The organism is bacterium (genome assembly GCA_040754625.1).
Taxonomy (GTDB): domain Bacteria; phylum JACRDZ01; class JAQUKH01; order JAQUKH01; family JAQUKH01; genus JAQUKH01.
The window spans coordinates 1-3,943 of sequence record JBFMCF010000082.1 but is presented as its reverse complement, the minus strand read 5'-3'; the positions used below and the strand labels follow the sequence as shown (position 1 = coordinate 3,943).

The 3,943-nt window shown below is 34.4% G+C and carries 5 protein-coding genes and 1 tRNA gene; all 6 read left to right on the top strand.

Annotated elements, in window-relative coordinates:
* The first annotated feature begins 127 nt into the window (after positions 1 to 127).
* Positions 128 to 358 (top strand): hypothetical protein, encoded by a 231-nt coding sequence (locus AB1498_07265; protein MEW6088088.1) that lies wholly within the window; start codon positions 128 to 130, stop codon positions 356 to 358.
* Between the two features lie 105 nt (positions 359 to 463).
* Entirely contained in the window at positions 464 to 748 is a 285-nt protein-coding gene (locus AB1498_07260) for a UPF0175 family protein (GenBank protein MEW6088087.1), read from the top strand.
* On the top strand, positions 745 to 1,224 hold the full coding sequence (locus tag AB1498_07255) for a DUF3368 domain-containing protein (protein ID MEW6088086.1): 480 nt from the start codon (positions 745 to 747) through the stop codon (positions 1,222 to 1,224). Before AB1498_07260 ends, AB1498_07255 begins: the two co-directional genes overlap by 4 nt.
* Positions 1,225 to 1,493: 269 nt before the next feature.
* Positions 1,494 to 2,621: a site-specific integrase gene (locus AB1498_07250; GenBank protein MEW6088085.1), complete on the top strand. Its 1,128-nt coding sequence runs from the start codon at positions 1,494 to 1,496 to the stop codon at positions 2,619 to 2,621.
* Positions 2,622 to 2,819: 198 nt separating this feature from the next.
* Positions 2,820 to 2,908 (top strand) — tRNA-Leu (locus AB1498_07245).
* Between the two features lie 124 nt (positions 2,909 to 3,032).
* Complete coding sequence (aroD, locus tag AB1498_07240; protein MEW6088084.1) at positions 3,033 to 3,779, top strand: type I 3-dehydroquinate dehydratase; 747 nt, start codon at positions 3,033 to 3,035, stop codon at positions 3,777 to 3,779.
* The last annotated feature ends 164 nt before the right edge of the window (positions 3,780 to 3,943 follow it).

The following is a 3,943-nucleotide window of genomic DNA, read 5'->3' as shown; positions in this document are numbered from 1 at the left end:
TATAAGAAAGGTAGTGGATGAATTAAAAGACAAATGGGCAATTACTCTTAAAGATGAAATATCAGGCAATTCCTTAAAATTACTCCTCGATAAAAAACCGCACTAATTGGCAAACTCGGGAAATTTAGTGAGCCAGCTTGATTATATTTTGCTCAGCCCCGCTCTTTCCAAGAAAAGCCGGGGATTGCCAATAATAGAACGCCGGGGACTTAGTTCCCAAAAGAAAAAGAGCTATCTGGCTTTGCCAGGCGATAAAAAAGGACAGGAGATTGATTTTAGCTTTGAAAGATTTAAAGGTGTAACGTGTGAAATTGATGCCTCGGATCATTGCCCGGTGTTTTTTACATTGGATTTATAAATTATATTTTTCAATATATTTTTCAATAATCTACTCAGGATTAATTTGGTTTATGATATAATACTATTAAAATAGTAAAAGTTTAAAATTCATGGAGGAATAATCATGTCTGTAAAAAATTTAGAATTTCCTATATCTGAGGATATCTTCCTTGCGTTAAATGAAAAATCTGATGAGGTGATCAGGGACATAAAAACCTTTTCGGCAATAAAATTTTTTGAGGCTGGTAAACTATCTCTTGGAAAAGCCGCAAAACTTGCTGAAATGGATAAGACAGATTTTATGGGACTTCTTTCAAAACAAAAAATATCCGTATATAATTATTCTGCAGAAGAAGTTAATGAAGATGTCGAAAATATAAGAAGAAGTATGAAGGGTAAAGGAAGATGAAAGTTGTAGTGAATTCAACACCTTTGATATCACTTGCCATTCTTGATAAGTTATCTTTACTGGATGAACTCTTCCAAGAAGTTTATATCCCTCCGGCTGTCTTCAAGGAAACAACTAAAAAAGGTAAGAAAAAAGCCAGGGCTATTGAAAACTGGGGCAAAAATAAAATTTCAAATGCTTTAAATTTCAGTACGAAAGAAGCGCTTGAGATAACGCTTGACGAGGGAGAATCTGAAGTAATTGCCCTTGCCCAGAAAATAAATGCTAATCTTGTAATTATTGATGAAGAAAAAGCTAGAAATATTGCGCGATTGTACAATATGAATGTTACAGGAACTATTGGAGTATTAATATTCGCCAGAGAGCAAGGAAAATTAACCGCTATTAAACCTCTTCTCGATAAACTTATCAATAACGGAATTTATATAAGTGTCGAACTTTATAATCGAGCTTGTTCAAAAGAAAATCAAAAATAAAATTTAGAGTGGTCCTATACTTTTTCAGTTTAATTTTCTTTCAATATTGCCTTGACTTCCTTATTTTATTCAGGCCCCATTGGTTTATAAGTTAACTTAAATTCAAGAAAGGAGGCTTTAAGCCATGGGGAAGAAAAAAGTCACAAGCAAATTAATTATTGAAAATTTGCCTATTTCCCTTGACTTGAAAGGCTTTCAGCGGTATTCCTTCCTATAATAGGCCAAGGAAAATTCTTCATAAAAGATCATAAAAATGGAGACAGGAAAAAATGGGAAGTATTAGCAAACGAGGAAAGATTTTCTGGATAAAATACTATCGTCACGGGAAGTACTACAGGGAAAGTTCTGAATCAACCAAAGAAACAGATGCAAAAAAACTTTTAAAATTAAGAGAAGGAGAGGTTGCTGAGGGTAGATTCCAGGGTTTAAAGATAGAAAAAATCTCTTTTGAGGAATTAACCGAGGATATTATTACGGATTATAAGGTTAATTCACGAAAATCCTTATCAAGATTGATAAAGAGTTTAAAACATCTTAGAGAATATTTTAAGGATTTCCGGGTAAATGAGATAACCACATATCATGTAAAAATTTATATTCTTAACCGGCAGGAAAAAGGTTCCTCTAACGGAACGATTAATAGAGAGCTATCTGCGTTAAAACGGATGTTTTCTCTTGCGTCCCGGCATACCCCTCCGAAGATAAATCATGTCCCTTATGTTCCAATGCTTAAAGAAAATAATATAAGAACAGGATATCTTGAACATAATGAATATCTAAAATTAAAAGATAATTTACCAGGGTATTTAAAACCGGTTTTGACAATAGCTTATCATACGGCAATGAGAAGAGAGGAAATCTTATCTCTTGAATGGAAACAGGTTGATCTTACGGGAAGAAAAATAATTCTTGATGCAGGATCAACAAAGAATAATGAAGCAAGAATAATATTTTTGGATGATACGCTTTATAAAATGATTTTGGATCAGAAAAGTGTAAAAGATGATTTTTATCCCCAATGCCCTTATGTATTTTTTAACAATGGCAGAAAGATTATAGATTTCCGTATATCATGGGAAAAGGCATGTGATAAAGCTGGAATTAACGGGAAATTATTCCATGATCTTCGGAGAACGGCGATCCGGAATATGATCCGGGCTGGGGTACCGGAAAAAGTGGCGATGAAGATTTCAGGGCATAAAACAAGGGCGGTTTTTGACAGGTATAACATAGTCAACGAAGAAGATCTGAAAAGTGCATCTGAAAAGGTTGTAATATTGCACCATGAGAAGGAAAATTTGATTTCACGGGCACAATTTGGGCACAATTTTGAGTTTTTGAAGAAAAAAGAAGGGGTATGTGTGGAAGATATAAAGAAGGAAAGAACGCTAAATTAACAGCAATTCTAAGGTGATGAAATTAGTGAATTTTGTTTGAAATCAAAAAATATTTTTTGTAATGCCTGCCCGAAAAAGTCAATGTTATCAATGGGTTATAAGTTTTTACTAACGAAATAAAAAAACATTAGAAAAAATTTTTCATTAGTGTTATAATACTCCAATTGATTTAAAAAATTAAAAAATTGATAGTTGGTTGCCGGGGTGGCGGAACTGGTAGACGCAGTGGACTTAAAATCCACCGATGGGCGACTGTTGTGCCGGTTCGATTCCGGCCCCCGGCACCACTAATTTTTGCGATAGCAAAAAAAATAAAGTAGTTAGTGATCGTTTTGCCGGCGTCGGGGAAACGATCCAAATGCTTAAGAATGTGGTAACACCGTTTGAAGTATCATTGTTTATAATATAATCATGCCCAATCTTAAAATCGGTAAAATAATACTAGGCCGCGTCCCGATTGTTGTCGGAACTATAAATGATTCAGAAGTAAATTCAGGTAAAATAAAGGATAATATATTCAAGAAAATAGATATTGTCGAGATACGCATTGATAGATTTAAAGATGTTTCTCTTGACTATATAATCTCCGTGGTAAAAAAATTGGACGAATCCATTCCTAACCCGATAATTGCCACAATAAGGGGCAAAAAAGAGGGCGGGGAAAAGGTAATTTCTGATAAAGCCAGGTTTGAGATATTAAAAAATATTGCTCAATATGTTGATTGTGCAGATATCGAAATAAATTCAGGTTTGTTTAAAAAAGCGCCTTCTTTTTTGCATTCAAAAAAGAAGATTGTTATTGGTTCATATCATAATTTTAAAAACACGCCGCCAAATTCCAAAATTGAAAAAATCCTTAAGAAAGGCAAAAAAGGCGGGGCGGATATTGTGAAAATCGCGGTAACGGCAAATTCCAGGGATGACCTCGCGCGATTAATTGATTTTACCATCAAAAACCGGAAAAAAAATATTATAACAATCGCGATGAAAGATATAGGCCGTATTTCAAGAGTGTTAAATCCGATATTGGGTTCACTTCTTACTTATGGATATGTAATTACCCCGTCAGCAGCCGGACAGCCTCCGGTTATTGAGATTATTGGCCAGTTAAGATCATTTGATCCGGAGTATATCGTAAAACGAAATTCAAACTATTGAATATCTTGCTTTTTACGTTTAACGATTTACATTTTACGTAACCGGTCAGTTACCGGTGGAAATCAGGTAGGCGCAGGCTTTAGCCTGCGAGGAATCAAGTGAATAATAAATCTTAAAGACAACAGCAAAAAAAACCGAAGCAAAAGCCATAAAAAAAGGGAATA